The 24,886-nt window shown below is 58.1% G+C and carries 30 protein-coding genes and 1 tRNA gene; 12 read left to right on the top strand and 19 right to left on the bottom strand.

Features of this window, described 5'->3' with window-relative positions:
- Positions 1-95: 95 nt before the first annotated feature.
- The 5 genes from AC0ZWN_RS05060 (at position 96) to AC0ZWN_RS05040 (ending at position 2,714) form a co-directional block, all read left to right on the top strand.
- A tRNA-Gly gene (locus AC0ZWN_RS05060) sits at positions 96-169 on the top strand.
- A 226-nt stretch (positions 170-395) separates the two neighbouring features.
- A complete protein-coding gene (locus AC0ZWN_RS05055) occupies positions 396-545 on the top strand; it encodes a type II toxin-antitoxin system HicA family toxin (protein ID WP_322847290.1) in 150 nt (49 codons plus the stop codon).
- 48 nt (positions 546-593) lie between these two features.
- A complete protein-coding gene (locus AC0ZWN_RS05050; protein WP_186623803.1) occupies positions 594-1,001 on the top strand; it encodes a type II toxin-antitoxin system HicB family antitoxin in 408 nt (135 codons plus the stop codon).
- Between the two features lie 143 nt (positions 1,002-1,144).
- Complete coding sequence (locus tag AC0ZWN_RS05045) at positions 1,145-1,462, top strand: helix-turn-helix domain-containing protein (RefSeq protein WP_007911474.1); 318 nt, start codon at positions 1,145-1,147, stop codon at positions 1,460-1,462.
- A complete protein-coding gene (locus AC0ZWN_RS05040; protein WP_476334268.1) occupies positions 1,455-2,714 on the top strand; it encodes a type II toxin-antitoxin system HipA family toxin in 1,260 nt (419 codons plus the stop codon). Before AC0ZWN_RS05045 ends, AC0ZWN_RS05040 begins: the two co-directional genes overlap by 8 nt.
- Before the next feature lie 76 nt (positions 2,715-2,790).
- Here AC0ZWN_RS05040 and AC0ZWN_RS05035 read toward each other — a convergent pair whose 3' ends face one another.
- Positions 2,791-3,153, bottom strand: a complete 363-nt coding sequence (locus tag AC0ZWN_RS05035; RefSeq protein WP_093438463.1) for a DUF6124 family protein — start codon at positions 3,151-3,153, stop codon at positions 2,791-2,793.
- Positions 3,154-3,716: 563 nt separating this feature from the next.
- Between AC0ZWN_RS05035 and AC0ZWN_RS05030 the strand changes: the two genes are divergently transcribed.
- Entirely contained in the window at positions 3,717-4,454 is a 738-nt protein-coding gene (locus AC0ZWN_RS05030; RefSeq protein WP_476334266.1) for a class I SAM-dependent methyltransferase, read from the top strand.
- A 291-nt stretch (positions 4,455-4,745) separates the two neighbouring features.
- Here the strand turns inward: AC0ZWN_RS05030 and tam are convergent, their stop codons facing one another.
- The gene (tam, locus tag AC0ZWN_RS05025) at positions 4,746-5,516 is read right to left on the bottom strand and encodes a trans-aconitate 2-methyltransferase (RefSeq protein WP_476334265.1); all 771 of its coding nucleotides are present in this window, start codon (positions 5,514-5,516) and stop codon (positions 4,746-4,748) included.
- Between the two features lie 165 nt (positions 5,517-5,681).
- On the opposite strand from tam, the gene AC0ZWN_RS05020 reads away from it, so the two are divergent.
- Positions 5,682-6,092, top strand: a complete 411-nt coding sequence (locus AC0ZWN_RS05020; RefSeq protein WP_038358294.1) for a low affinity iron permease family protein — start codon at positions 5,682-5,684, stop codon at positions 6,090-6,092.
- Between the two features lie 84 nt (positions 6,093-6,176).
- On the opposite strand, the gene AC0ZWN_RS05015 is transcribed toward AC0ZWN_RS05020, so the two are convergent.
- From AC0ZWN_RS05015 to AC0ZWN_RS04980, 8 genes are all read right to left on the bottom strand, one after another.
- On the bottom strand, positions 6,177-6,680 hold the full coding sequence (locus tag AC0ZWN_RS05015; RefSeq protein ID WP_116254485.1) for a DUF4142 domain-containing protein: 504 nt from the start codon (positions 6,678-6,680) through the stop codon (positions 6,177-6,179).
- A gap of 76 nt (positions 6,681-6,756) precedes the next feature.
- A complete protein-coding gene (locus tag AC0ZWN_RS05010; protein ID WP_007911485.1) occupies positions 6,757-6,912 on the bottom strand; it encodes a KGG domain-containing protein in 156 nt (51 codons plus the stop codon).
- 116 nt (positions 6,913-7,028) lie between these two features.
- Positions 7,029-8,378 (bottom strand): sensor domain-containing protein, encoded by a 1,350-nt coding sequence (locus tag AC0ZWN_RS05005; protein ID WP_476334264.1) that lies wholly within the window; start codon positions 8,376-8,378, stop codon positions 7,029-7,031.
- Positions 8,379-8,457: 79 nt separating this feature from the next.
- Positions 8,458-9,096: a LysE family translocator gene (locus AC0ZWN_RS05000; protein ID WP_460127363.1), complete on the bottom strand. Its 639-nt coding sequence runs from the start codon at positions 9,094-9,096 to the stop codon at positions 8,458-8,460.
- A gap of 59 nt (positions 9,097-9,155) precedes the next feature.
- Positions 9,156-9,572 carry a fosfomycin resistance glutathione transferase gene (gene fos / locus AC0ZWN_RS04995; RefSeq protein ID WP_476334262.1) on the bottom strand — a complete coding sequence of 139 codons (417 nt, stop codon included), beginning with the start codon at positions 9,570-9,572 and terminating at the stop codon, positions 9,156-9,158.
- Positions 9,573-9,576: 4 nt separating this feature from the next.
- Positions 9,577-10,293: a PA3715 family protein gene (locus AC0ZWN_RS04990; RefSeq protein WP_476334261.1), complete on the bottom strand. Its 717-nt coding sequence runs from the start codon at positions 10,291-10,293 to the stop codon at positions 9,577-9,579.
- 37 nt (positions 10,294-10,330) lie between these two features.
- Entirely contained in the window at positions 10,331-11,059 is a 729-nt protein-coding gene (locus AC0ZWN_RS04985) for a PA3715 family protein (RefSeq protein WP_476334259.1), read from the bottom strand.
- A 372-nt stretch (positions 11,060-11,431) separates the two neighbouring features.
- Positions 11,432-12,709: an NHL repeat-containing protein gene (locus tag AC0ZWN_RS04980; RefSeq protein ID WP_476334257.1), complete on the bottom strand. Its 1,278-nt coding sequence runs from the start codon at positions 12,707-12,709 to the stop codon at positions 11,432-11,434.
- A 220-nt stretch (positions 12,710-12,929) separates the two neighbouring features.
- Here AC0ZWN_RS04980 and AC0ZWN_RS04975 point away from each other — a divergent pair, with 220 nt between their 5' ends.
- Complete coding sequence (locus tag AC0ZWN_RS04975) at positions 12,930-13,553, top strand: hypothetical protein (RefSeq protein ID WP_476334256.1); 624 nt, start codon at positions 12,930-12,932, stop codon at positions 13,551-13,553.
- A 28-nt stretch (positions 13,554-13,581) separates the two neighbouring features.
- Here the strand turns inward: AC0ZWN_RS04975 and yiaY are convergent, their stop codons facing one another.
- Entirely contained in the window at positions 13,582-14,730 is a 1,149-nt protein-coding gene (gene yiaY / locus AC0ZWN_RS04970) for an L-threonine dehydrogenase (RefSeq protein WP_476334254.1), read from the bottom strand.
- Positions 14,731-14,884: 154 nt separating this feature from the next.
- Between yiaY and AC0ZWN_RS04965 the strand changes: the two genes are divergently transcribed.
- The gene (locus AC0ZWN_RS04965; RefSeq protein WP_476334252.1) at positions 14,885-15,904 is read left to right on the top strand and encodes a DUF4917 family protein; all 1,020 of its coding nucleotides are present in this window, start codon (positions 14,885-14,887) and stop codon (positions 15,902-15,904) included.
- A gap of 99 nt (positions 15,905-16,003) precedes the next feature.
- On the opposite strand, the gene AC0ZWN_RS04960 is transcribed toward AC0ZWN_RS04965, so the two are convergent.
- Positions 16,004-16,546, bottom strand: a complete 543-nt coding sequence (locus AC0ZWN_RS04960; RefSeq protein ID WP_093438526.1) for a helix-turn-helix domain-containing protein — start codon at positions 16,544-16,546, stop codon at positions 16,004-16,006.
- Between the two features lie 107 nt (positions 16,547-16,653).
- Between AC0ZWN_RS04960 and AC0ZWN_RS04955 the strand changes: the two genes are divergently transcribed.
- Together AC0ZWN_RS04955 and AC0ZWN_RS04950 are read left to right on the top strand one after the other, a co-directional pair.
- Positions 16,654-17,436 (top strand): aldolase, encoded by a 783-nt coding sequence (locus AC0ZWN_RS04955; protein WP_077571483.1) that lies wholly within the window; start codon positions 16,654-16,656, stop codon positions 17,434-17,436.
- A 22-nt stretch (positions 17,437-17,458) separates the two neighbouring features.
- Positions 17,459-18,340 (top strand): dihydrodipicolinate synthase family protein, encoded by an 882-nt coding sequence (locus tag AC0ZWN_RS04950; RefSeq protein ID WP_476334249.1) that lies wholly within the window; start codon positions 17,459-17,461, stop codon positions 18,338-18,340.
- Between the two features lie 140 nt (positions 18,341-18,480).
- Here the strand turns inward: AC0ZWN_RS04950 and AC0ZWN_RS04945 are convergent, their stop codons facing one another.
- The 3 genes from AC0ZWN_RS04945 to AC0ZWN_RS04935 form a co-directional block, all read right to left on the bottom strand.
- Entirely contained in the window at positions 18,481-18,825 is a 345-nt protein-coding gene (locus AC0ZWN_RS04945; protein ID WP_093438535.1) for a YegP family protein, read from the bottom strand.
- A gap of 183 nt (positions 18,826-19,008) precedes the next feature.
- Positions 19,009-19,314 carry a ribbon-helix-helix domain-containing protein gene (locus tag AC0ZWN_RS04940; protein WP_122608807.1) on the bottom strand — a complete coding sequence of 102 codons (306 nt, stop codon included), beginning with the start codon at positions 19,312-19,314 and terminating at the stop codon, positions 19,009-19,011.
- 13 nt (positions 19,315-19,327) lie between these two features.
- Entirely contained in the window at positions 19,328-19,909 is a 582-nt protein-coding gene (locus tag AC0ZWN_RS04935) for a DJ-1/PfpI family protein (protein ID WP_095049176.1), read from the bottom strand.
- A gap of 278 nt (positions 19,910-20,187) precedes the next feature.
- Between AC0ZWN_RS04935 and AC0ZWN_RS04930 the strand changes: the two genes are divergently transcribed.
- Positions 20,188-21,093, top strand: a complete 906-nt coding sequence (locus AC0ZWN_RS04930) for a DMT family transporter (RefSeq protein ID WP_476334246.1) — start codon at positions 20,188-20,190, stop codon at positions 21,091-21,093.
- 81 nt (positions 21,094-21,174) lie between these two features.
- Here the strand turns inward: AC0ZWN_RS04930 and AC0ZWN_RS04925 are convergent, their stop codons facing one another.
- The 4 genes from AC0ZWN_RS04925 to AC0ZWN_RS04910 all read right to left on the bottom strand — a co-directional run bounded on the left by AC0ZWN_RS04925 (position 21,175) and on the right by AC0ZWN_RS04910 (position 24,709).
- Positions 21,175-22,392 carry a class I SAM-dependent methyltransferase gene (locus tag AC0ZWN_RS04925; protein ID WP_476334244.1) on the bottom strand — a complete coding sequence of 406 codons (1,218 nt, stop codon included), beginning with the start codon at positions 22,390-22,392 and terminating at the stop codon, positions 21,175-21,177.
- Between the two features lie 288 nt (positions 22,393-22,680).
- On the bottom strand, positions 22,681-23,298 hold the full coding sequence (locus tag AC0ZWN_RS04920; RefSeq protein ID WP_476334242.1) for a TPM domain-containing protein: 618 nt from the start codon (positions 23,296-23,298) through the stop codon (positions 22,681-22,683).
- A 33-nt stretch (positions 23,299-23,331) separates the two neighbouring features.
- Positions 23,332-24,087, bottom strand: a complete 756-nt coding sequence (locus AC0ZWN_RS04915; RefSeq protein ID WP_476334240.1) for a TPM domain-containing protein — start codon at positions 24,085-24,087, stop codon at positions 23,332-23,334.
- 13 nt (positions 24,088-24,100) lie between these two features.
- The gene (locus tag AC0ZWN_RS04910) at positions 24,101-24,709 is read right to left on the bottom strand and encodes a LemA family protein (RefSeq protein WP_093438567.1); all 609 of its coding nucleotides are present in this window, start codon (positions 24,707-24,709) and stop codon (positions 24,101-24,103) included.
- Positions 24,710-24,886: the final 177 nt, after the last annotated feature.

Here is a 24,886-nt window from a genome sequence, read left to right as displayed (position 1 = left end):
CCGCGATTGACCGTTTTCAGTGATTTAAAGCGTTCATGAGCAAAAGAAAAACTTCAAATCCGTGGCCGAGTCTGGTACAAAGTCAGCCGCTCTGAGCGGGTATAGTTTAATGGTAGAACAGTAGCTTCCCAAGCTTCCGACGAGGGTTCGATTCCCTCTACCCGCTCCACTCGAATATTGGTCTCACGTTGTGATTTTTGACGGGAGATGCAGGAACAGAAAAAACCGGCCTTGATGGCCGGTTTTTTTGTGCCTGAAAAAATCCGATGCTGCATTTCGAAACAATGCAAAAACCTGCAACACACTCTGAATCCTTGGGGATTCAAACCTCTGAGCCGAATGACGGACAATGACCACTTGGTGGTTATAGTGTTGATCAAAAAAGCCAAGTAGGTATAGGCCAGCTCGTCGCAGACGGTTGGTCTTTAGTGCGGGTCAGAGGCAGCCACCATCACTTCAAACAACCAGTCAAGCCTGGACTGGTCACTGTGCCGCATCCGAAGAAAAATCTGTTGAAGAAAACGGCCATCAGTATTTTGCAATAAGCGCTGCTCTGACTTGTTCAGGTCATCGGCACGATGGAGGAAACGAATATGCTCTACCCGATTGCGATTTCAATAGGTGATGAGGAACACGCCTGGGGCGTGGAGGTGCCGGACATTCCGGGCTGCTTTTCGGCTGGCGATGATCTGGATGATGCCGTCGCCATGGCTCGCGAAGCCATCGAGGGGCATTTCGAAATTTTGGCTGAGGACGGTGCGCCGATCCCGCCTGCGAGCAAACTTGGCGTGAACGTCGCTAATCCGAAGTACGCAGGATGTGCATGGGCCGTGGTCGATATAGATGTCGTGAAGTACTTGGGTAAAGCCCAGAAACTCAACATCACTTTGCCGGGGCACTTGCTTAACCGCATTGACGAATATGTGTTGCACCACCCGGAAGAGAAAAGCCGCTCGGGCTTTCTGGCGTCGGCGGCTCTGAAAGTTTTGCAGCAGGGTTGAACCTTGGCGCGTCAACCCGTGCCGGCCTATCCTACCCATTAAACCTAATTACATTTTCTTGTGAGTTAAATGATATTTTCAGGTTTAATCCACAGTATATTGTGTACTGACAATCAAAACTGAACGCCGACGGTACACACGACATGCTGGATTTAAGCCTCACCACCGCAAGCGAGATCGTCAAACGGATTTGCCACCGCCTGCGCACAGAACGATTGGCTTTGGAGATGACACAGGCAGACGTGGCCGCTCGCGCGGGCATTGCGACGAATACGGTGTCAAACCTTGAAGCCGGTCGTAATGTGAGTTTCGACAACATGGTGCGAGTGGCGATGGTTCTCGGGCGCGAAAAGGAACTCGAAGGGTTGTTTCTGCCAAGGCTCGAAACTCTGGACGATATCATTCGCTACGAAAAAACGGCCAAGCGTCATCGCATCAAAAGGAAAGCCGACAATGCTTGAACAAGTTGACGTCTACTACGAGGGCTGGGGTGAACGTTGGCGGTGGGGCACACTTGCTTCGACGAAAGCCCTGACCGGTCGCCCGCAGGTCATGTTTGAGTACAGCGATGAGGCAAAAAACAGAGGGCTGGAACTCTCCTCCTTGAGGCTTCCATTACAGGGAGCCAGGTTAAACCGGGATTTCCCGTCACATCAGCTGGGACTGCCTGGGCCGGTTTATGACTCGCTGCCAGATGGCTGGGGCATGTTGCTGATGGACCGATTGTTCAAACGTCGAGGCCTCAACCCCGCGCGCATAGGCCCCTTGGAGCGGCTAGCCTACATTGGCAACAATGCCATGGGGGCCATGTCGTTTGAACCTGTTGCACCCGAGGCGCTGGAACCGCAAATGCATGTTCCCATCGACTTGCTCGCATCCGAAGTGCAGGAGGTACTCAAAGGTAAAGGTGGAGAGCTTCTCCAGAAGCTGCTACTGGTCGGAGGCTCTCCACAGGGCGCCCGACCCAAAGCGCTGGTGTATCGCGATCCGCACACTGACGCCTTTACTACGGCTGCCACTCCCGGTTTCGAAGCCTGGTTGGTGAAGTTTCCGGCTCAGCAAGAACATCCCGAGGTGTGCGCCATCGAAATGGTCTATGCCGAATGTTTACGCTTGTGCGGTATCCAGACTCCTGACACTCGTTATTTCAGCCTGTCTGAGGGAATGGCCGCTTTTGCCACCAAACGCTTTGACCGACAAAACGACTTGCGGGTGCCCATGCAGAGTCTTGCAGCCTTTACCGGTGCGGATTTCAGATCCCCAGGGGCGCTGGACTACGTCAACTTCTTGCGTGCGACTCATAAGTGCAGCAATGACGTACGAGAGAAAGCCGTAGCGTTTGAGCGGGTCGTCTTCAATGTCGCATTCAATAACCGAGACGACCATCCGAAGAACTTTGCTTACATCATGTCGCCTGGCGGAGACTGGAAATTAGCGCCGGCCTATGACGTCACTTTCTGCGAGGGGCCGGGAGGCTATCACCAGATGGACGTGATGGGTGAAGCCTTGGAAATTGGCAGAAAAAACCTGCTCAACCTTGCAGTGGAGGCTGAAGTAAACGCCGCTACGGCCGCCGACATCATTGACCGATTTTGCGAGGTAGCTAGCCGATTCTCAGCCATGGCTGAAAGTTTGTATCCAGGCGTGATCACCCAGGAAACCTTGCGCACCATTCAACAACGCATCGACCAAAACATCGGGCTACTTGCCTGAATTCGTGCTGCCACGTAGCAGTCTCGAGAAACCGGCACTCATTGGCCGGTTTCTTTGGCTTCTTGAAGCGAAAGGGTTAACCCGCCGGCACAACCTTATCCAGCGCCTGATTCACCGCCAATTCCCCCAACATGACGACCTGCGCGATGCCGAGTGCAGTCTTGCGGTGTGAGGTGTCGAGCAACGCGGCGAAGTTGTTGAGCATGGTGGTCGCCGAGCCGAGTGTTTCGCTGGCGTTGGCCAGCAAGGATTCGGTGTCGTAGGCAGGATTGGCGAGGTACATCGGTTCGGGTTCGTGGGTGGAACCCATGATTCTGGCCGTGGGGCTTAGATAGTGGTCGAGGGCGCGTTCGGCGGCTTCGTGGAATTTCTTTGAGTTGGGTGATTCGTAGGGGGATGCCGGATCGGTTTCTGGCGGATTGGGCGTTACTTTGAACATTTGGTGTATTCCGAATAGGGCTACGACCATTCCGCTGCTACACGAAAGGGTGGCGGCTGTACGCAAGTTAGCAGACCGGGCGAATCCACCAAAATCCCGGCGCACCCGAGGGTGCCATGCGCACAGCCACCATTAAGCACAGGAGAACCTGGCTAAATGACGCTCGTACGATTTGGTGGAAACGCGTGGCTGCTAAACCCGATCACTGGAAATCAGTGACGCGAACCAAGTTACCGACTGCCCCAAAGGCGCACAAGCCGGCGGATTCTGGCGTAGCGGTAGGCAACGGCGCAAGGATTTGTAGGCGTCAGGACGTAACACTGCACGCCTTTAAACACTTCGCTCGGAAGACGTTTACGCGGCGATAAAATATAGCGATCTCCCCGACATTACAGATCCATAACACTCCACTGGTTTCCACCTCCCACCCGACCAACTAGCATTTCCTCATCACCCACCACCCTCCCCCTGCGCGGCCATCGACGAATACGCGCCATCACTTTCGAGGGATTCCAATCGCGGCCACTTTGCCGCTGACGACCGAACTCAGAAGAGCCTTCACCATGACGCAAAATATTTACGACGATCCCGAATTCTTCCAAGGTTACAGCCAGATGAACCGTTCCATCGGCGGCCTCGACGCGGCGCCGGAGTGGCCAGCGCTCAAGGCGCTGTTGCCCTCCATGCACGGCCTGAACGTGGTGGATCTGGGCTGCGGTTATGGCTGGTTCAGTCGCTGGGCCATTGAGAATGGCGCGGCCAGTGTCTTGGGGCTGGATGTCTCGGAGAAGATGCTGGAGCGCGCGCGTGCGACCACGACGGCGGCGAACATTCGTTATGAGCGCGCCGACTTGGAACAGCTCGACCTGCCCGCTTGCAGTTTCGATCTGGCTTACAGCTCGCTGGCGCTGCATTACATCAAGGATCTGCCGGGGCTGTTTGCGCGCCTGTACACAGCGCTGAAACCGGGCTCGCACTTTGTGTTTTCCATTGAGCATCCAATCTTCATGGCGCCGCGTAATCCGGGCTGGTTGGTGGATAGTGAAGGTAACAAGCGTTGGCCGCTGGACAGCTATCAGTTGGAGGGTGAGCGGGTTACGAACTGGTTGGCCGAGGGCGTGATCAAGCAGCATCGTACGGTCGGGACATTGCTCAATTCGCTGATCGACGCAGGGTTCACGATTCGACATGTCAATGAATGGGGGCCGAGCGATGCTGAAGTGACGGCGCAACCGGCGCTGGCAGAAGAGCGGGAGCGGCCGATGATGATGTTGGTGGCGGTGCAGAAGCCCTCACCCTAACCCTCTCCCAAAGGGAGAGGGGACTGACCGCAGTGCCAGTACGAGCTACGCCGACGTGCGAAATCCAGCCGAACTCAGGTTATGAAAAAAACACCAATCGGCTCCCTCTCCCTTGGGAGAGGGGACTGACTGCAGTGCCAGTACGAGCTACGCCGACGTGCGAAATCCAGCCGAACTCAGGTTTTGAAAAAAACACCAATCGGCTCCCTCTCCCTTGGGAGAGGGCTGGGGTGAGGGGGCCGTCCGAGAGCGCACCAAAAATCTCAAGCCGAACAACAGACTCAATTGATTTCAGCGCGTCGCGACAATGAATAACCGTGGAAATGGCAACAACACCGAACCATCCGCCAATGCCGGATAAGCCTTCCCGACCTCCGCCAGATACTGCTCCAGGTACTGCGCCTTTTCCGCCTCGGTCAGCGGATTCAAAAACGGAATCAACCCGCTCCCCTTGAACCACTCCACCACCCCCGCCGCCCCGCCTGACAGTTGATGGTGATAGGTCGTACGCCACACATCGACCCGCGTACAGAGTGGTCGCAGCATCGAAAAATAATCGCTGGCACTCGCCATGTCGGTGCGCTGCCCCGCAGCGCCTGAAAGCTTGCTCGCCCACGGACCATTCGCAGCGACTTCACGCATCAAACGGTGAGACGGTTCATTGAGGTTATCCGGCATCTGGATCGCCAGACTGCCGCCTGCCGACAACTTGCGGGCCAACGCCGGCAACAGCGTCGCGTGATCCGGCACCCACTGCAACACGGCGTTGGCGAAGATCACATCGAACGGCCCGGCATCGGCCCACTGATCAATCTCGGCGACATCAAAGCGCAAATCCGGCAAGCGCTTGCGAGCCGCGTCGATCATGTCCGCCGAGCTGTCCAGCCCGCTGACCTTCGCCCCGGGAAAACGCTGCACCAACAACTCAGTCGAGTTGCCGGGACCGCAACCGATATCGACCACTGTTCGCGCTTCAGCCGTGGGAATCGCCGCCAGCAAATCGCGGGCCGGGCGGGTGCGTTCATCTTCGAAAGCGACGTATTGTTTGGCGGACCAACTCATTGCGTTCTCCTGTCGGGGGCATTCCAGCGGTTGGTCACGATACCGCTATCTGGCGCGTCTGCCTGCCCTACCAACGTCCAGTGACGTGGGCGGATTTGTAATTAGAATTTTCCACCAGCCGCAGATGTCTGAATTTCAAGACTCTTCCCAATAAGGAAAACGGCCATGAAATTCGCAAAGATTTCCCAGAAGCTCGCTTTGTGGGCGGGCAGTCCAAAGACCTTTATGGGCGCATTGATCCTGATCGGGCTGTGGGGACTGAGCGGGCCGATCTTTGACTACAACGACACCTGGCAACTGATCATCAACACCTCAACCACCATCATCACCTTCCTGATGGTGTTCCTGATTCAGAACACGCAGAACCGCGATACCGACATTCTTCATTTGAAAATCGATGAGTTGCTACTGGTCACCAAAGAGGCGCAAAACGCGATGCTCGGGCTGGAGGCGCTGGATCTGAAGCAGTTGGAGGCGTTGCGCAGGCACTACCGCTCGTTGGGCGAGGGTGAGGTGTTTAACCTTGAGGGGCTGGGTGAGAAGAGTAAGTCGAAGCAGGATTTGAATGAGTGCTGAGGGTTTAAAATCAAAAGATCGCAGCCTTCGGCAGCTCCTACAGAAACGGCTGCAGGAGCTGCCGAAGGCTGCGATCTTTTGCAGTTAGCGGCTGGCCTGTAACTGGCGGGCCATCTCCAGATGGCTTTGCAGTTTCGGCAATGTCTCGTCGGCAAACGCCTTGATCTCCGGCACGTCGGTGGTCTGCGCTTCCTGCTGAATCTGCTCGATGGCCTCTTCAGTGGCTTTGACCTGACTGGCGGCATAGGCCTGATCGAAGGAGGCGCCGTCGGTCACTGGCGGCATCAGTTCTTTGGCCTTGTCGGCCAGTTCTTCACGAGGCGCGACAGGCAGATCGAGCTTCTTGGCGATTTTCGCCAGATGCTGGTTGGCCGTTGTGCGGTCGTTGATGACGACGATGGTGTAGTCCTTGACCTCTTTCGATTCGGCCTTGCTGTGGGCCAGACGACTGGCCTCGATGTCGGCCATGCCTTTGGCCGAGGCATCGTTGATGAAATCGGCGGGCGACTGGGCAAAAGCACTGCTGGCAAACAGACCCAACAGCGATGCAAAACTCATAATGCGTACACGGGTGGCCATCCGGCTCATGGTCGCGCCCTCCTTCCTAGCGAAATTCAAGCGGGAGCTTACGCCCCCGCCTCTCAATCAAAACTACCTTCACCGACTACTTCGATTTCTGAGCGGGCTTGCGGCCCATGTCTGGTTTTGGCTCTTTGTCGACAGTCGTTGTGGTGGTTTTCCCACCTTTGCGACCTGCTTCAGAGGCCTTCGTTCGATCGTTGGCGAAGTTTCCCGAGTTCGAGTTTCTTGAATTAGGCATGATTCTCTACCTCTTGGTAATGATCGTGGCGAGCAGGTGCCCGCCTAGATTGAGAATTTTCTGACCGGCAAAGGTTTAGAAAAATTGCAGTCGCTGCGACGAACGGCGCCGCTTTTTCAGCCATTGAGCGCGTGATAGTTCAAGCGTTTAGCGGCGTACATCGCCTGATCGGCATGGCGAAACAGTTGCTGTTCCTCACTGCCGTGCTCTGGATAGCGGGCGACCCCGATGCTGGGTTCGATGTGCAGGTTGTGGCCATCGAGGCGCATTGGTTGTACCAGTACCTGTCGGATTTTTTCCGCCACGCCGTCAGCATCTTCCGAAACCTGCACGCTGTGCAGCAGCACGACAAATTCATCGCCGCCAATTCTGGCCACGGTGTCGGTTTCCCGCACGCAGCCTTTTAGGCGGTTGGCCACGGTTTGCAGGAGCATGTCGCCGACCGCATGACCGAAGGTGTCGTTGACCTGTTTGAAGCGATCCAGGTCGACATATAACAAGGCCATATGCCCGGATTGCTCGCGAGCGCCGGCCAACGCGGCTTTCAGGCGATCACGCAGCAATTCACGGTTGGGCAGTTGCGTCAGTTGATCGTATTGGGCCATGCGTCGCAGGCGAGCGTGCAGTTGCTGGCGCTCGATGGCGGTGGCGACTTGGGCGCAGACGTATTGCAACAGTTCCTTGTCTTGCTCGGTGTAGCGCTCGCCGCCGGGCAGGCTTTTGACGATCAAGGCGCCGATGGTGCCGTTTTTCGAATTCAACGGCACGCCGAGCCAGCACGGCGCGTGCTGACCGGCCACCAGTTCGGCGAAATCGGCTGGGGAATCCGGGCTGTCCGGGGTCAGAAGAATCGGCTGGCCGCTACGGATAACTTCCGTGCACAGCCGCCCGGTGACGGTACCCGGTTGCTCGGGCTGCAATTCGTCATCGTCGACGTGATAGGGGAAATTCAGTTGTGCGCAGTGCTCGTCGTACAGCGCCACGGAAAAATTCATCGCCGGCAGCCATTCGCCGATGATCAGATGAATACGCTTGAACAGCGCCAGCAGATCCTCAGCCGCATGGGCCGCTTCGGATATCGCATAGAGCGCAGCCTGGCGCGATTCGGCCTGCTTGCGCTCGGTGATGTCGCGCGCCACGGCGATGCGCAGTTGATCGACTTCCGACCAGCGCGCTGACCAGAGGATATGCACGACGCTGCCATCCTTGCGCAAGTAACGGTTTTCGAAGTTGAGCTTGGGTTCGCCGCCCATGATCTCGCTGGCAGCCGCGAGAGTGCGCTGACGATCCGCCGGGTGCACCAGCTCAATCATTTGCCGGCCGATCAACTCTTCAGGCGAATAGCCGAAAACACGCTCGCAGGCGGCACTGACGAAAACAAAGCGCCCCTGCTTGTCGACCGCGCAAACGGCGTCCAGCAACAGATCAATAAAACTCGCCAACGGCGCGGAATTTCGGCTTTCCATGGTTCAGCGTGGGTGTCCGGGTAATGCAGCACTGATCAACCATCCCTGACCTCGTGATTGCGCCTCCCTGCACTCACTTTCAAGCCTTGTTCGGCATCAGCCCCGGCAGCGCATGCATCAGCGCGTTGATGGCGAAACCGATAAACATCACGCCGCATAGCCGGGTGATCAACAGTTCGTGGCGCTGATACAGCGTGCGTACCCGCTGCGCGCCGACCACGCCGATGAGAATAGCGTAGGCCAGCAAGCCACCGAGGAAACTCAGCGCAATCAGCGCCGGCAGCATCGACCAGTTGAGCAGTTCGGCACGGCTCGACAGCAGCGCGGTGAACGTTGCGACCGCCACCGGATAGGCCTTGGGATTGGTCAAACCAAACAGAATGCCGTGCCAGAACGGATTGCGCGCCGCGCCCTGCGGCTCGTCACCGTTGCGACGCTGGGCGCGCACCGCGCGCCAGCCGAGCCAGAACAGGTACACACCGCTGAGCACACCGAGCACATCAAACGCAGTGCTGCCGATCTCGCGGGCGCCGACAATCGCGATCAGCGCTGTGCTGCACCAGACCACATCGCCGAGCAGATGCCCGCAAAGAAACCCCGCCCCGGCCCGCCGCCCGTGGGCTGCACCGATGCCGAACACCGCTAGCACACCCGGCCCTGGCGTAATGCCGTAAATGAAACCCGAGGCCAGCACGGCCATTAGCAACGATGAAGTCATGGAAAACCTGCAGCGCCAGAACACGTGGCCGCCAGTCTATAACAGACAAATGTGTCTGATCATGACTCGTCGTAAAAACGCATGCCGGCGTACGGTTTTTGCCGACACGCCGAAAGCCGTGAAGCGAGATCGCCGACATGGGCTTCGAGCTTGTGGCCATCGGGATCGAGAAAGTAGATCGACGCACCTTCGCTACGGTTATCCCGCCATTCCCGCACGTTCGCCGCTTTTAACTTCTGCACGAACGTTGAGAAATTGGCTGCATCGAGGCTGAAAGCGTAATGGGTGTAATCGGCGCACGGTTGACTCGAACGCAGCGGATCAAGCGACAGGCACAACCATAGTCCCGGCAGCGACAAGTAGGCACCGGCATCCCACGTGGCTTCGACGCGCAACTGCAGCAGATCACGGTAGAAGGCGAGGCTGCGATTCAAATCGCTGACCGCGAGGGTCAGGTGGTTGAGGCCGGTGAGCATCGGGTCAGTAACCTCTGAGGTCTTCGGGAACGATGTATTGCTGGCCGTCGTAGGTCAGGGTGATCTGTTTTTGCTTCAGGCGAGTGGTATTGGAAACGCACTCTTTACCCGATTGAGTATTTTTCATTTTGCTGCCGCTGGTGGTAACGATCAAATCGGCCAGACCATGATGGCTGGAAGGACCGATCTCGACGGTTCGGCGAATCGTCTTTGTGTAGCCTTCGCAATCATTCATGAACTCACCGTTGCTCTTGGCAACCACCAAGCCCTCCAGCACCGGCCGCAACTCATTGCCTTCGCGAACATACAGCGCCAGATCGGTTTTCTCGTAGGGAATGGCGTGGGAACTGTGCGCGAACTTTGAACGCAGACCGAAAGCCCGAACCTCCGGCGCCAGTCGATAACGGGCGGTGTCGATGCGCAGATCCTCAAAGCGCACGGCATCGGAGTTGTATGCCCCCGGTTTACGGTAAGTGGCGACGGTGTTGTAAGTGCTCGCATTGACGATCGAAAGATCCAGATCGAACACCCCGGCATCATCGTCGCCGGCGTCGGCAAGGTAGGTGGATTTGACTGCGATCGCCTGATTCTGCACGGCGGGCCAGACTTTGCAGCGCGACAGGGATTTGCCGTCGAAGTCTTTGGTCTGGCACGCGGCCTGGGCTTGAGGAGCGAGGACCAGAATACTGAGGGCGATAAGGAGTCGGATGGGCGTGAGCATTGTTCTTCCTTGATAAGAGTCGTGTTAAGCAGGCCGGTTAAAGGCCTTTGAAGCCTTGCGGCAAGACGTAAGACTTTCCGTCATAACGCAATGTTGTGAGAACGGGTGGGTAATGGGTGATTTTATCTTCACAAGCCTCTGCGTCGCCCACGCTGCTTGTGCCGGTTTGCTGAGTCTTGACGATCAGATCCGCGTAACCATGGGAGCTTGTTTTGGCGACTTCCACCGTTCTGATAGTTTCGCTGCGTTCACCTTCGCAAACATCATTCCATTCGCCGCTGTATTGCGAGACTAGCAACCGGCTCAGGACTGGACGCAACGTTGCGCCCTCTCTCACGTAAAGCGAGAGTTGAACCTCTTCCAAAGGATTAAGACGGGATCCATTGGTGACACGGGCACGCACACCGAAGGCACGGAAATCGGCAGCAAGTTTGTAGCGTGCAGTATCGAGTGCCAGTTCCACCAAGGCTACGCCGTCAGTTTCGAAAGCAGCGGCTTGATGATAAGTGGCGAGAGGAACTGATCGTCCATCCTGGAATACAGACAAATCAACATCGTAAAAGCCATGCGAGTTTCCCTCGACATAATCGGAAGCTCGCTCGAACCTGGCGGTGGCGCTGAGGGTCTGCCCTGGATAGGCCGGCCAATCCTTACAAACCGAAAAATCCAGATCCCCCGACACTACCGCCGGCGTGCAATCGGCCAATGCCTGCCCCGCCAGCAACCACCCGCACAATGCCGCACATCCGATCCAGCCAGACTTCATTGTCACTTCCCGCTCCTTGATTACTTTTTCAGCCGCGTACTATCCCCTGCTGTATCGGCCCTTTCAACCGAATCATCAGCAGACCAAAGCGCATTTCCCGTTTGGTAGCGAGAAGCAGTTGACGGCGTCGCGGGTGGCGGTGCGATGTTGGTGATCGCGGGGGTGGTGTTGATTCGGATGCTTGAGAGGAACGGACTGGCTGTTAGCTGATGTCATGAATCCATGATTTTTCTGCGTCTGGAAGTCAGTCTTCGCGAGCAGGCTCGCTCCCACAGGGGAATGCATTTCAACTGGGAAATGCGATCAACTGTGGGAGCGAGCTTGCTCGCGAAGAGGCCAGCCCCTTCAGCGAAGGCTTGTCAGCCCTCCCCGTCAGTCCGCTGCCGTCAACAATCGCACCAGATGAGCGGCTTCATTTCTCTGCCCCAGTACCAACACTGACGACTCCTGCAGACAGGCATCCTGCGCAATCCATTCGATACCGGCGGCGCCTTCGACATCAAATGCAGGATCCACGGCGCCATCGACCAAAAAGCCTCCGGTGAGTAAGCGTCGTTCGCCGTCCGAGGTCTGCCCGACCGTGACGATTGGCGAGCCGGGGGAGTCATTCAGCGCGAATCCTGCGCTCCAGCTTTTCAGATCCAGTGGCTGCGCGGCAACGGTAAGGACTGGCGTCCCGCGATTGAACGCTGAATCAGGCCTACCGTCGCGAGTGATCCCGCTGATGAAGCCATGCTGACGCTTTTCCCCGGCAGACGACTCGACGACCGATCCGATCAACAACAGGCGCTGTGCCGATTGCCCAACGATGCGATTCACCGAGCTTTCGAGCGGTGCGCCGGCATTGTGCAGATTCAGCAGCAGCGTGCCTTTCTCGCCGAACGACTCAGCATCCTGCCCGGAACGCTCGTAAGCCATGACCAAACCCTGGTTGGTCACTTCAGTCTTGCCATGGACCAGAATCTGCCCATCGTCCAACTGCGTAACCCCGTGCAACGTGATCGCCACACCGGAAAGCGTCAGGTGAATCCAGCCTTTGCCTGCAAACTCCGGGTCATCCTTGCCATCCAGAAAAAAACGCGTCAATAACCCGCTGCCCCCTTGAGAGGTGACGAAAAGCAATCTGTCCGGCAGCGCTTTCGCTGGAGTGGAGTGCGCCAATATCAAGCGGCCGCCCGTGGCATTGTTCAGCACGGGAATACGCATCGGCACGACTCGGTAGCCTGTCTGTCCATCACCAAATTCGGGATCGAGCGTACCGTCCGGTTTGAATCGAGCGATGATTTGCTCAAGCTTGCCTGCTGCATCTGCAAGCACTGCGCACAACCAGAATACGCCGCTCTCACCGACGGCCAGGTTCCCGCCTTGTGACAATCGCCCCCTGACAAACTGACCGCGAAGGTACCCGCCCTCGCCGAAGCTGGTATCGAGATGACCATCCGCGAGCAATCGCGTCAGGCCGTAATGCGAGGCTCCCGATGCATCGATGACGGTCGTACTGACCATGATGTGTCCCGAAGGCAGCACTGCGACACTTTTCCCGATGGTTTTGCGCGCGGCTGGAAACTGCAGTGTTTGCAGGCCCGAATGGGCAAAGGTCTGATCCAGCTCACCGGCTGATCGTGCTTTACGTGCTTTGGCTTTCGGCATGTTCGTGTGCTCCTCAAGGCGATCGGAGTCGACCCCGCTGTCAGAGCATTCGATCCGAAGCAGCCACACCAGACAACTGACAGAAATGACAGTTTTTTAGAAGAAAACGAAATTATTGATCAAGTAAAAAAGGCTAAAAAACTGGTAGTTCTTACAGGTTCAAAACGCAACCGGTCATGCCAGCCTCTCGATTCAAGTTCAGCCTGAAACGAGAAGAACAATGAGCACTCCCGACAAGCCCAATACGCAACCTGTCCCGCCCCCAACCATCACGTACCCCGAAGAGGGCCAGAAAACGGGAGTTGCAACACTGTTTCTCGGCAGCGGTATACCGGGTGCTCTGGTGCAGGTCTGGAACATTGAAAATACGCATTCACTCGGTGCAGGACAGGTCAGCGCAAATGGACGATGGGCGTTTAGCATCAGCGGTGCCCAGTCGACGGGTCAGCACGGGGTTCGCGCCCACCAGACATGGGAAGCCATCAAGTCAGACTGGAGTGACGAACGCAGGTATACCGTGCTACTGCAGCCAGCAATCGACGTCCCGGTAATTGTCGAACCAAAAGAGGGAGCACAGGTAAGCGCTGTTCCGGTCTTTTCCGGAAATGTCACAAAAGCTGAAGGCTTCGTTAGCATTATCGATCTGGACACCGGCGAGATGATTGCCAAAGCCGACGTCGACTCCCTCAAGCAATGGAGTAAACAGATTACAGAACCCTTACCTCCCGGACCGCACCGGATATCTGCCATTCACAACATCAACGGGAATTTGTCCGACTGGGTCCGTGTTCGTACGTTTACGGTGATCGCTAAAGGCAAGGGCAAGGGCAAGGGCAAAACTTGACCTTCAAGAATTAACCCTGCCGCGCCCATCAAAACGCGTTGCGAAAAATCTCCTCGATCTGGCGCTGATCCGCCGCCCGAGGATTGGTCAAACCGCAGGCGTCTTTCAGGGCATTGGTGGCGAGCAGCGGAATATCACTGAGCTTGGCGCCGAGTTCACGCAAGCCACCGGGAATTTCGACATCTTTGGCCAGGCAGCGGATCGCATTGATCGCCGCCTGCGCGCCCTCTTCGGCACTGAAACCGCGAATATCCGCACCCATGGCGTGGGCCACATCGGTCAGCCGCTCGGCACACACCAGCGCATTGAAGGTCTGCACGTGGGGCAGCAGCACGGCGTTACACACGCCATGGGGCAAGTCGTAGAAACCGCCCAACTGATGCGCCATCGCATGCACGTAACCGAGCGAGGCATTGTTGAAGGCCATGCCGGCGAGGAACTGCGCGTAAGCCATGTTTTCCCGCGCGGCGAGATCACCGCCGTCGCGCACGGCCAGGCGCAGGTTGTTGCTGATCAGGGTCATGGCTTTCAGCGCGCAGGCGTCGGTGATCGGGTTGGCGGCGGTCGAGACATAAGCCTCGATGGCGTGAGTCAGCGCGTCCATGCCAGTGGCGGCGGTCAGGCCTTTGGGCATGGCGAGCATCAACGCCGGGTCGTTGACCGACAGCAGCGGCGTGACGTTACGGTCGACGATGGCCATTTTCACGTGGCGCGATTCGTCGGTAATGATGCAGAAGCGGGTCATTTCGCTGGCGGTGCCGGCGGTGGTATTGATCGCGATCAGCGGCAGTTGCGGCTTGCTCGATTGGTCGACGCCTTCGTAATCACGAATCTGCCCGCCATTGGTCGCGCACAGGGCAATGCCTTTGGCGCAGTCATGCGGCGAACCGCCGCCCAGCGACACGACGAAATCGCAGCGACTTTCCTTGAGCAACCCCAGACCCGACTCGACATTGGCGATGCTCGGGTTCGGTTTGGCGCCGTCGAAAATCACCGAGTCGATGTCCTGCATCGCCAGCTTCTCAGCGATCATGGTCGCCACGCCGGCCTTGGCCAGACCTGTGTCAGTGACGATCAGCGCCTTGCGAAAACCGTAGTTGCGGATCGCGACCATGGCCTCGTCGAGGCAGCCGCTGCCCATGATGTTGACCGCCGGAATGAAAAAGGTGCTGCTCATCGTGCATCTCCTGACTGAGGCCGAATCGACTGCGCCGATCCGACGGATGCACACAGGATCGACCGATCGGTCACGAGCGATGTTGATCTGGCTCAATGCCCGCTCGTGATAAAGTCGCCGCCCATCAGCCCCTTTGTTTTGAGACGCCTGTGCAATGACCGATTTTCTGGATGTCGACGCCACCCTCGAAGACTGGAACGCCTTGCGCGCCACCAGCGACTTCAACGGCCTGCTGGTGGGCAATGGCGCCAGTCGTGCGGTGTGGGATGACTTCGGCTATGACTCGCTGTTCGAAAACGCCCGGACCGTCGAGGAGAAACCACTCAGCCCGTCGGAACTGGCGGTATTCGACGCCATGCAAACGCGCAGTTTCGAGCAGGTACTCGGCGCACTGAAAACCACCAGCCGGGTCAACAAGGCGTTGGCCGTCAGCTCGGCGGCACCGCGCAATCGCTACTATGCGATCAAGGAAGCGCTGATCAACACCGTGCACGCGGTGCACATTCCGTGGCGACTGGTGAAGCCTTCGACGCTGGCGACGGTGAACGAAGAACTGGCGCGCTATCGCACCGTGTTCACCACCAATTACGACCTGCTCAACTACTGGGCGCTGCAACACAACAGCGCGGCCATTGACGATCTGTTCAACGGCGCCAGCGCGAGTTTTGATCTGAGCGAAACTGCCACCGACAAACCGCGCTTGTTGTACCTGCACGGTGGTCTGCATCTGGTGCGCAATCAGGACGGCACCGCGCGCAAGCTGACCTCAACCGAGGGCACGCTGCTCGGCAGCTTCGCAATCAACAACACGCTCAAGACGCTGGATGACGTGCCGCTGTTCGTCACCGAAGGGCCGAGTGCGGACAAACTCAAGACCATTCGCAGCTCGGATTATCTGTCGTTCTGTTATCAGCAGTTATTGGGGCATGGCGGCAGTTTGTGCATCTTTGGCCATGCGCTGGGTGAGCAGGATGCGCACATCGTGCGGGCGTTGCGCCTGGCGAAACCGAAGGTGGTGGCGATCTCGATTTATCCGCGCAGTGCGGCGTTTGTTCAGCATCAGAAGCGGCATTACGCGCAGGTGTTTGAGGGCACGGGTGTGGAGTTGCGGTTTTTTGATGCCAAGAGCCATGCGCTCGGCAATCCGAAGTTGTCGGTGCCGGTCGAGGTTTGATGTAGACCGCGCCGACGCCTTCGCGAGCAAGCTCGCTCCCACATTGGAACGCGGACTACTGTGGGAGCGAGCTTGCTCGCGAAGCTTTTAGCTGACACCTCATTCTTCAGTGCTGTGCACCACCACCAGCAACTGCGCCTGCACCTCCCCCACCGAGCGGATCCGGTGCGGCTTCTGTGCATTGAAGTGCAGCGCATCACCGCGTTCCAGCAGCACCTTTTCGTTCATGAAATCCACTTCGACCTGCCCTTCGTGGACGAACAGAAACTCTTCGCCCAAATGCTCCTTGAACGTTTTGTCAGTGAACTCGCTCGGCGGGTAGATGATGAACGGCAGCAGACTGCGCTCGCTGACCTGATGGGCCAACACGGCGTACCCGGGACTCTGGTCATTCGCCGCCAGTGACTGGCGCTCATGGCTGCGCACCAGGCTGTAGCTGTCGAGGCTGACGTTGTCTTCGGAGAACAACTCCTCGACTTTGACGTTCAGCGCTTTCGCCAGTTTCAACGCGGCAGCAATCGACGGCGTGTTCAGCCCGCGCTCGACTTTGGACAGATAACTCTTGGTCATGCCGGATTTTTCGGCCAGCGCCTCAAGGGTAACGCCAAGTTTTTTTCTCAATAATTTCAAACGGATAGACATGCGAAACAGTTATTCCATGGAGGAAGCGACGATTCGTGCTTGCCAATGACACTTTGTGTCATATAGCCTCTTTCGTGTCATTTGCAATCACCCCAAAGGACACAGACATGGCCAAGACATTAGCACTACCCAAAGACCAACTGGTCAAGCAAGCGCTGACCCAGATGCAAAAAAGCCTGGCGGATAATACGTGGACGGACCGGCAAAAGCTGGCCCTGACCTGCCGGATTTTGTTCGAGAACGGTCACGACTCCGGTCTGGCCGGACAAATCACCGCCCGTGGGCCGCAACCCGGCACCTATTACACTCAGCAACTGGGCCTGGGTTTCGACGAAATCACCGCGAGTAATCTGCTGCTGGTCAACGAGGATCTGGAAGTCCTTGAAGGCCACGGCATGGCCAACCCGGCCAACCGTTTCCACAGCTGGGTGTACCGCGCCCGGCCGGACGTGAACTGCATCATCCACACCCACCCGACCCACGTCGCGGCGCTGTCGATGCTGGAGGTGCCGTTGCAGATTTCCCACATGGACCTGTGCCCGCTGTACGACGACTGCGCGTTTCTCGAAGGCTGGCCGGGTGTGCCGGTGGGCAACGAAGAAGGTGAGCTGATTGCCGGCGCGCTGGGCGACAAACGCGCGATTGTGCTTTCGCACCACGGTCAACTGTCGACCGGCACAACGATTGAAGAGGCCTGTGTCATCGCCCAACTGATCGAGCGCGCGGCAAAACTGCAACTGCTGGCGATGGCGGCCGGTACGATCAAGCCGATCATTCCCGAACTGGGTCGCGAAGCGCATGACTGGATCGCCAAGCCGAAACGCCACGCCGCTGCCTTCAACTATTACGCCCGGCAGAACCTGCGCCAACACGCCGATTGCCTGAACTGAAACCTGTTACGGAGAGATTCCCATGTCCACTATTCACGGCATCATCGGCTACACCATCACCCCGTTCGGCGCCAAGGGCGAAGGGCTGGACCTGCCAGCGCTCGGTCAATCGATCGATCGCCTGATCGACAGCGGCGCCCACGCCATCGCTCCTTTGGGCAGCACTGGCGAAGGCGCTTACCTGAGCGATGCGGAGTGGGATCAGGTTGCCGAGTTCAGCATCAAGCACGTCGCCAAACGGGTGCCAACCATCGTCAGCGTCTCTGACCTGACCACCGCCAAAGCCGTGCGCCGCGCACGTTTCGCCGAAGGCCACGGTGCCGATGTGGTGATGGTGCTGCCGGCTTCGTACTGGAAGCTCACCGAGGCGGAAATCTTCGCTCACTACCGCGCTATTGGCGAGCGCATCGGCGTGCCAATCATGCTCTACAACAACCCGGCCACCAGCGGCACTGACATGTCGGTGGAGCTGATTTTGCGCATCGTCAAAGGCGTGGAAAACGTGACCATGGTCAAGGAGAGCACCGGCGATATTCAGCGCATGCACAAACTGCAATTGCTCGGCGAAGGTCAGGTGCCGTTCTACAACGGCTGCAATCCGCTGGCACTGGAAGCGTTTGCGGCCGGGGCGAAAGGCTGGTGCACGGCGGCGCCGAACTTGATCCCGCAGTTGAATCTGGACTTGTACGAGGCCGCCATGGCCGGTGATCTGGATCGCGCGCGGAATTTGTTTTACCGCCAGTTGCCGCTGCTGGATTTCATCCTCAAGGGTGGCTTGCCGGCGACGATCAAGTCAGGGTTGCGGCAGACCGGGCTGGAGGTGGGCGATCCACGTTTGCCGGTATTTCCGCTGAGTGAAGCGGGCCAGACTCAGCTGCAAACGATCCTGAAGACCCTGCGCTGATCTCACTGCAATATACAAAAACCTGTGGGAGCGAGCTTGCTCGCGAAGGCGTCAGTTCAGTCAACATTGATGTTGAGTAAACGACCGCTTTCGCGAGCAAGCTCGCTCCCACAGGGGTTTTGGTGGATTTGAAAGTGAGGTCAGAGCACCGGCAAGGTCTTGTCCTTGATCACTTTGCTCGGTCCGTTCGCCTTCACACTGGCAATGCCTTTATCGCACGCCGCCTCCGACGAATACGATTCACTGCTGCCGATAATCTGATGATTGGCCGCTTTCAGGTTGAAGTACGGATGGCCGTCCTTCGTCGACTTCTTCTCATAGCGCTCATCCAGCGGGCTGTTGGTTTGCACCGAAGCGATGCCGCCGTCGGCCGCAGCGCGAGTGGTGTACAGCTCGCTGGTCAGAATCGTTTCGGCATTCGCCGCTTTCAGCACGAACCTGAACTGGCCGTTGCTGCTTTTACTGATTTCGTACCATCCGGACATGCGCGTTTCTCCTTGGCGATTGAGAGGTTTGGCGCTTCAGAGTAAAGACCAGTCCTGAATATCTGTCGCTTGAACCGGCCCTTTCGCGAGCAAGCTCGCTCCCACATTTGAGCGCATTCCAGTTGCAGAACGCGGTCGAAAGTGGGAGCGAGCCTGCTCGCGAATGAGGCAGCTCGGTGCCGGCTATTTCACCACCGCCCGCACCACCGACAACTCCGGCGCACTCACCCGCCGCTGACTCAGATAGCGCGTACAACTCACCCGCAGGAACGAGGCAAAATTCACCACTTCCCCGCGATAATCCATCACCTCTTCATACAGCTTGGTGATCAGCTGGTTAGTGGTCATGCCGTCGACCTCGGCGATTTCGCTGAGGATGTCCCAGAACTGATTCTCCAGGCGCAACGTCGTCACCACACCGCAGATGCGCAGCGAACGCGAGCGTGATTCGTAGAGAATCGGGTCAGCCTTGACGTAGAGCTCGCACATCGGCGGATCCTCGTTACAGGGTGATTTTGGTGCCGAGCAAACCGAGGAAACCGGCCAGCCAGTTCGGATGCGCCGGCCATGCCGGGGCTGTGGCCAGATTGCCTTGAACGTGGCCGTCCGTCACCGGGATATCGATGTACGTACCGCCCGCCAGTCGCACTTCCGGCGCGCAGGCCGGATAGGCACTGCATTCGCGACCTTCAAGCACGCCCGCCGCTGCCAGCAATTGCGCGCCGTGGCAGACCGCAGCAATCGGTTTGCCGGCCTTGTCGAAGGCGCGCACCAGGTCGAGGACTTTTTCATTGAGACGCAGGTATTCCGGCGCTCGACCACCGGGGATCAGCAGCGCGTCGTAATCGGCCTCGCTGACCTTGGCGAAATCGAAGTTGAGCGCGAACAGGTGACCGGGCTTTTCGCTGTAGGTCTGATCGCCTTCAAAGTCATGGATCGCAGTGCGCACGGTTTTACCGGCAGCCTTGTCCGGGCACACGGCGTGAACGGTGTGACCGACCATTTGCAGGGCCTGGAACGGCACCATCACTTCGTAGTCTTCGACGTAATCGCCGACCAGCATCAGGATCTTTTTCGCGGCCATGGGGAGGACTCCTCTGGAGGACATGCTTGGGAGTATTCAAGGTAGACCTTATCCGGAGGCTCGGGTAACAACCGGCTACTACCTCAGACCGTGTCATCGTTCTTCGCGAGCAAGCTCGCTCCCACATTTGGAATGCATTCTCCTGTGGGAGCGAGCTTGCTCGCGAAGAGGCCCTCAAACTGTACGCCTAAGTCCGTGCCTAGCTGTAACAGTCACAAGCCCCCGGTTTATGGCTTTATGAAGGTCATTCCCTGCCACCTTCAAATCTGGTCTCCATCATGTCCTCGCGCGAAAACACCGGCATGGCCCTCGGCCTGCTCGGCGTGGTGATTTTCAGCCTTACCCTGCCCTTCACCCGCATCGTGGTGCAGGAACTGCATCCGCTGCTCAACGGTTTGGGGCGTGCGCTGTTCGCGGCGATTCCGGCGGCGGCGTTGCTGTTATGGCGCCGCGAGAAATGGCCGACGTGGCAGCAAGTCAAAGGCCTGAGCCTGGTGATCGCCGGGGTGATTCTGGGTTTTCCGGTGTTGTCGGCGTGGGCCATGCAGACATTGCCGGCGTCCCACGGTGCGCTGGTCAACGGGCTGCAACATTTGTGCGTGGCGCTGTACGCCGCGTGGTTGTCCCACGAACGTCCGTCAAAGGCCTTCTGGGCCTGCGCGGCGTTGGGCAGCGCGTTGGTGCTCGGTTATGCGCTATACACCGGTGCCGGCAGCATTCAAGCGGGCGATCTGCTGATGCTCGGTGCGATTGCCGTCGGTGGTCTGGGCTATGCCGAGGGCGGCCGGTTGGCCAAGGAGATGGGCGGCTGGCAGGTGATCTGCTGGGCGCTGGTGTTGTCGACGCCGTTGTTGATCGGGCCGGTGCTGTATCTGGCGCTGCAACATCAGGGCGCGGTGTCGGCCAAGGCCTGGTGGGCGTTCGGGTATGTGGCGCTGTTTTCGCAGTTTCTCGGATTTTTCGCGTGGTACGCAGGGCTGGCCATGGGTGGCATCGCCCGGGTCAGTCAGATCCAGTTATTGCAGATTTTCTTCACCATCGCGTTTTCGGCGCTGTTCTTTGGTGAACATGTCGAACCGATTACCTGGGTGTTTGCCTGCGGTGTGATTGCCACCGTGATGCTCGGCCGCAAGACCGCGATCAAACCCCATGTGGGAGCGAGCCTGCTCGCGAAGGGTCCGTAACAGCCAACATCATTGTTGAATGTCAGTCCGCCTTCGCGAGCAGGTCGAATCGTCGCACCGTCGCTCCCACAGGGTTTTGTGTCAGGCCAGGTAACCATCCGCGCGCAGCAAGGTTTCCAGGCAGTGCTCGCTGATGTGGTAGAAGGCCTTCAACTCTTCGATCTTCACCAACAACTGCGTCGGGTCCAGCGGTTCGGCGCGCTTCACCGCCAGAATCATTTTGTTCTTGTTGGTGTGTTCCAGCGAGATGAACTCGAACACCTTGGTCTCGTAACCGCAGGCTTCAAGGAACAGCGCGCGCAAGCTGTCGGTGACCATTTCCGCTTGCTGACCGAGATGCAAACCGTATTGCAGCATCGGCTTGAGCAACGCCGGGCTCTGGATCTGCAGGCGGATCTGTTTGTGGCAGCACGGCGAGCACATGATGATCGACGCGCCGGAACGGATGCCGGTGTGGATCGCGTAATCGGTAGCGATGTCGCAGGCATGCAGGGCGATCATCACGTCCAGCTCGCTCGGCGCCACACTGCGTACGTCACCGCACTTGAACACCAGCCCCGGGTGATCGAGTTTCGCTGCAGCGGCGTTGCACAGGTTGACCATCTCTTCGCGCAACTCGACGCCGGTGACCTCGCCTTCAGCCTTGAGCGTATTGCGCAGGTAATCGTGAATGGCGAACGTCAGATAGCCCTTGCCCGAACCGAAATCTGCCACCCGCACCGGTTTGTCCAGCGCCAGCGGCGACGAGGTCAGGGCATGGCTGAACACTTCGATGAACTTGTTGATCTGCTTCCACTTGCGCGACATCGCCGGGATCAGCTCATGTTGCGCGTTGGTCACGCCCAGATCCTTGAGGAACGGTCGGCTCAATTCGAGGAAGCGGTTTTTCTCGCGGTTGTGCTCGGCAGACGGCGCTTCGCGCAATTGCTGAGGTTTGCTCTTGAACAGCGAGCTCTTGCCCTTTTTGCTGTATTCGAGCTGGGCTTCATCAGTCACCGCGAGTAAATGGGCATTTTTGAACGAGGCCGGCAACAACTCGGCAATCGCCGCCACGCCGTCAGCCAAGGGCAGATTTTTGGTGATGTCGCGGGTTTTGTAGCGATAGACGAACGACAGATTCGGCTGCGCCTTGACCGTCACCGGTTTGATGATGACTCGCTGCAGATCCACTTCTTCGCCGACGTATTTGGCCAGCACCAGTTTGATGAAGCCGTTCTGTTCGAGGCTGGTTTGCAGCAGCTCGATGAACTGGGCGTGGTGATCGGGCGCAGGCTTGATGGACGGGGCAGTAACGGACATGAAAAAGCGGCCTCGGACGGGCGAAATCGGGAATGGCGGGTATTTTAGGGGGGATGGGGGTTGGGGACACGCTCTTATTTACCCAACGGTTGTTAGAAGCACCCTCACCCTAGCCCTCTCCCGGAGGGAGAGGGGACTGACCGAGGTGTTTTCACGAGCTACGCCGACCTGAACTACCGAGCCGAACTCAGGTTTGAAAGGCCCCCGATCTGCTCCCTTTCCCCCTCTCCCATTGGGAGAGGGCTGGGGTGAGGGGTTGGATCTCTGCGTCGACGAATAATCCAGGCCTTACCCCAGCACAATCAACCGATTCGGCAACTCATTCCTCACCTGCGTCACCGGCACATGCACCTTCAGCAATTCCCCACACGCCTCGATACACGTCACAAACCCTTCCAGCGTACGCCCCAGCCGCACCTGCTCGGTAAACGCCGCGACAATTGCATCCCAGGATTTATTGTCCAGTCGTTTGGAAATCCCCTCATCCACCAGAATCTCCACATACCGCTCCGCCTCGCAGACAAAAATCAGCATGCCGGTACTGCCCACGGTGTGGTGCAGGTTCTGCTCTAGAAACTGCCGCCGCGCCAGATTCGAGGCGCGCCAGTGGCGTACGCGACGCGGGACCAAATGAGTGGTGATTTTCGGCAAACGAAACAGCAGACACAGCACGATAAACGCGCCCCACTGCACCAGCAGCAGACTGTGCATGGTCAACCACCCGGTCAGGTAGTGCACGACGCCCGGCACCACCAGTGCCAAGAGGCTTGCCCACAGCAGCGGGATGTACGCGTAGTCATCGGCGCGCGCGGCCAGCACCGTCACCAGTTCGGCGTCGGTGTCGCGCTCGACCCGGGCAATCGCCTCGGCGACTTTGCGTTGTTCGTGTTCGGTCAGTAGTGCCATGTTGAAAAGTGCCTGCTCATTATTCTTCTGATATCACCAGCCGCCGGACGAACCACCGCCGCCGAAACTGCCCCCGCCGCCGCTGAAGCCTCCACCTCCACCGCCGCCGCCAAATCCGCCACCACCGCCGAAGCCGCCCCCTCCTCCAGAGCCACCCCGGCCGGCAGGCAGGATACCGAGCATCTGGCAGACAAACACCGTCAGGATGAACAACATCACCAAAAACACAAACAATGCCGGATGCCGCGAGATGAAATCATCGGACGGATCACCGGTGGATTCATACACCGTCGACGGTTCATCGAGCGGATTGCCACCCAGCACCACCAGCATCGCCGCCACGCCGTCGCTGATGCCTTTGCTGAAATTGCCGCTCTTGAACGCAGGCGTGATGACTTGATGGATGATCACTGAAGTCTGCGCATCGGTCAGCCGATCCTCCAGGCCATAACCGACTTCGATGCGCAGTTTGCGCTCGTCACGGGCAACGATCAGCAGCGCGCCGTTGTTCTTGTCCTTTTGACCAATCGCCCAATGACGCCCGAGTTGAACGCCAAAGTCCTCGATGGTCGTGCCTTGCAGATCCGGCAGCGTGACCACGACCAACTGCTCGCCGGTCGCCTGTTCGTGGGCCTGCAACTGCTGGGTCAGTTGCGTGCGCACCGACGGCTCGAGCATCTGCGCTTCGTCCACCACCCGCCCGCTCAGCGCCGGGAACGTCAACTCGGCCCGGGCGCTGACGGCGAACAGCCACAGCATCAGCACCAGGCCCATTTTCAACACACGCATGGACAACCTCGAATCAGAATTTCACTTCCGGGGCCTTTTCCGCGCCGGGCGTGGTGGCTTCGAAGGTTTCGCGGATCGGCAGATCGCTGTACATCACGCTGTGCCAGAGGCGACCGGGGAAGGTGCGAATCTCGGTGTTGTATTTCTGCACCGCCAGAATGAAATCGCGGCGAGCCACGGCAATGCGGTTTTCCGTGCCTTCCAGCTGCGATTGCAGGGCGAGGAAGTTCTGGTTGGCCTTCAGATCCGGATAGCGCTCGGACACCACCATCAGGCGGCTCAATGCGCCGGTCAGTTGGTCCTGCGCCTGCTGGAATTGCTTGAGTTTCTCGGGATTGTCGAGGGTGCTGGCGTCGACCTGAATCGAGGTCGCTTTCGCCCGCGCTTCAATCACTGCCGTGAGGGTTTCCTCTTCATGCTTGGCATAACCCTTCACCGTTTCCACCAGGTTGGGGATCAGGTCGGCGCGGCGCTGGTACTGGTTCTGCACCTGGCCCCACGCAGCTTTGGCCTGTTCGTCGAGGGTCGGGATATTGTTGATGCCGCACGCGGTCAACAGCGTGGCCAGCACCAGCAGTGTGGCGACCTGCAAACGCGAGCGATTGGTTGGGCTTACATTCATCGCAGTGATGCTCCTTGGCACATATCATTATAAAAACCGAGCGCGAAACATTCTCAGCGGGCTGTTGGGGCATAATCGGCCGCGTCGCTGGATTACGACGGGGCAATGGGCTAAAAAGTGCCCTGCGTGATCATGCGGCCAAGTGTCGGCTGCCGTTTTTTGGCTCTGTTTCTTTGA

This window comes from Pseudomonas sp. 3B-A001-10F (genome assembly GCF_056313565.1).
The sequence above is the reverse complement of the archived record's forward strand: the minus strand, read 5'-3'. Positions and strand labels throughout refer to the sequence as shown.

Excerpts from the sequence above, each read along its gene's own strand:
- AC0ZWN_RS04940 (WP_122608807.1), bottom strand. The coding sequence starts at position 19,314 with ATGTGCGAGCTCTACGTCAAGGCTGACCCGATTCTCTACGAATCACGC.
- AC0ZWN_RS04975 (WP_476334256.1), top strand. The coding sequence starts at position 12,930 with ATGAGCACTCCCGACAAGCCCAATACGCAACCTGTCCCGCCCCCAACC.
- tam (WP_476334265.1), bottom strand. The coding sequence starts at position 5,516 with ATGAGTTGGTCCGCCAAACAATACGTCGCTTTCGAAGATGAACGCACC.
- AC0ZWN_RS04985 (WP_476334259.1), bottom strand. The coding sequence starts at position 11,059 with ATGAAGTCTGGCTGGATCGGATGTGCGGCATTGTGCGGGTGGTTGCTG.
- AC0ZWN_RS05020 (WP_038358294.1), top strand. The coding sequence starts at position 5,682 with ATGAAATTCGCAAAGATTTCCCAGAAGCTCGCTTTGTGGGCGGGCAGT.
- AC0ZWN_RS04990 (WP_476334261.1), bottom strand. The coding sequence starts at position 10,293 with ATGCTCACGCCCATCCGACTCCTTATCGCCCTCAGTATTCTGGTCCTC.
- AC0ZWN_RS05045 (WP_007911474.1), top strand. The coding sequence starts at position 1,145 with ATGCTGGATTTAAGCCTCACCACCGCAAGCGAGATCGTCAAACGGATT.
- AC0ZWN_RS04950 (WP_476334249.1), top strand. The coding sequence starts at position 17,459 with ATGTCCACTATTCACGGCATCATCGGCTACACCATCACCCCGTTCGGC.
- AC0ZWN_RS04960 (WP_093438526.1), bottom strand. The coding sequence starts at position 16,546 with ATGTCTATCCGTTTGAAATTATTGAGAAAAAAACTTGGCGTTACCCTT.
- AC0ZWN_RS05030 (WP_476334266.1), top strand. The coding sequence starts at position 3,717 with ATGACGCAAAATATTTACGACGATCCCGAATTCTTCCAAGGTTACAGC.
- AC0ZWN_RS05040 (WP_476334268.1), top strand. The coding sequence starts at position 1,455 with ATGCTTGAACAAGTTGACGTCTACTACGAGGGCTGGGGTGAACGTTGG.
- AC0ZWN_RS05010 (WP_007911485.1), bottom strand. The coding sequence starts at position 6,912 with ATGCCTAATTCAAGAAACTCGAACTCGGGAAACTTCGCCAACGATCGA.
- AC0ZWN_RS04980 (WP_476334257.1), bottom strand. The coding sequence starts at position 12,709 with ATGCCGAAAGCCAAAGCACGTAAAGCACGATCAGCCGGTGAGCTGGAT.
- AC0ZWN_RS04925 (WP_476334244.1), bottom strand. The coding sequence starts at position 22,392 with ATGTCCGTTACTGCCCCGTCCATCAAGCCTGCGCCCGATCACCACGCC.
- AC0ZWN_RS05035 (WP_093438463.1), bottom strand. The coding sequence starts at position 3,153 with ATGTTCAAAGTAACGCCCAATCCGCCAGAAACCGATCCGGCATCCCCC.
- AC0ZWN_RS05000 (WP_460127363.1), bottom strand. The coding sequence starts at position 9,096 with ATGACTTCATCGTTGCTAATGGCCGTGCTGGCCTCGGGTTTCATTTAC.
- fos (WP_476334262.1), bottom strand. The coding sequence starts at position 9,572 with ATGCTCACCGGCCTCAACCACCTGACCCTCGCGGTCAGCGATTTGAAT.
- AC0ZWN_RS05005 (WP_476334264.1), bottom strand. The coding sequence starts at position 8,378 with ATGGAAAGCCGAAATTCCGCGCCGTTGGCGAGTTTTATTGATCTGTTG.
- AC0ZWN_RS04920 (WP_476334242.1), bottom strand. The coding sequence starts at position 23,298 with ATGGCACTACTGACCGAACACGAACAACGCAAAGTCGCCGAGGCGATT.
- AC0ZWN_RS04910 (WP_093438567.1), bottom strand. The coding sequence starts at position 24,709 with ATGAATGTAAGCCCAACCAATCGCTCGCGTTTGCAGGTCGCCACACTG.
- AC0ZWN_RS05050 (WP_186623803.1), top strand. The coding sequence starts at position 594 with ATGCTCTACCCGATTGCGATTTCAATAGGTGATGAGGAACACGCCTGG.
- AC0ZWN_RS04915 (WP_476334240.1), bottom strand. The coding sequence starts at position 24,087 with ATGCGTGTGTTGAAAATGGGCCTGGTGCTGATGCTGTGGCTGTTCGCC.
- AC0ZWN_RS04965 (WP_476334252.1), top strand. The coding sequence starts at position 14,885 with ATGACCGATTTTCTGGATGTCGACGCCACCCTCGAAGACTGGAACGCC.
- AC0ZWN_RS04930 (WP_476334246.1), top strand. The coding sequence starts at position 20,188 with ATGTCCTCGCGCGAAAACACCGGCATGGCCCTCGGCCTGCTCGGCGTG.
- AC0ZWN_RS04955 (WP_077571483.1), top strand. The coding sequence starts at position 16,654 with ATGGCCAAGACATTAGCACTACCCAAAGACCAACTGGTCAAGCAAGCG.
- yiaY (WP_476334254.1), bottom strand. The coding sequence starts at position 14,730 with ATGAGCAGCACCTTTTTCATTCCGGCGGTCAACATCATGGGCAGCGGC.
- AC0ZWN_RS04945 (WP_093438535.1), bottom strand. The coding sequence starts at position 18,825 with ATGTCCGGATGGTACGAAATCAGTAAAAGCAGCAACGGCCAGTTCAGG.
- AC0ZWN_RS04935 (WP_095049176.1), bottom strand. The coding sequence starts at position 19,909 with ATGGCCGCGAAAAAGATCCTGATGCTGGTCGGCGATTACGTCGAAGAC.
- AC0ZWN_RS05015 (WP_116254485.1), bottom strand. The coding sequence starts at position 6,680 with ATGAGCCGGATGGCCACCCGTGTACGCATTATGAGTTTTGCATCGCTG.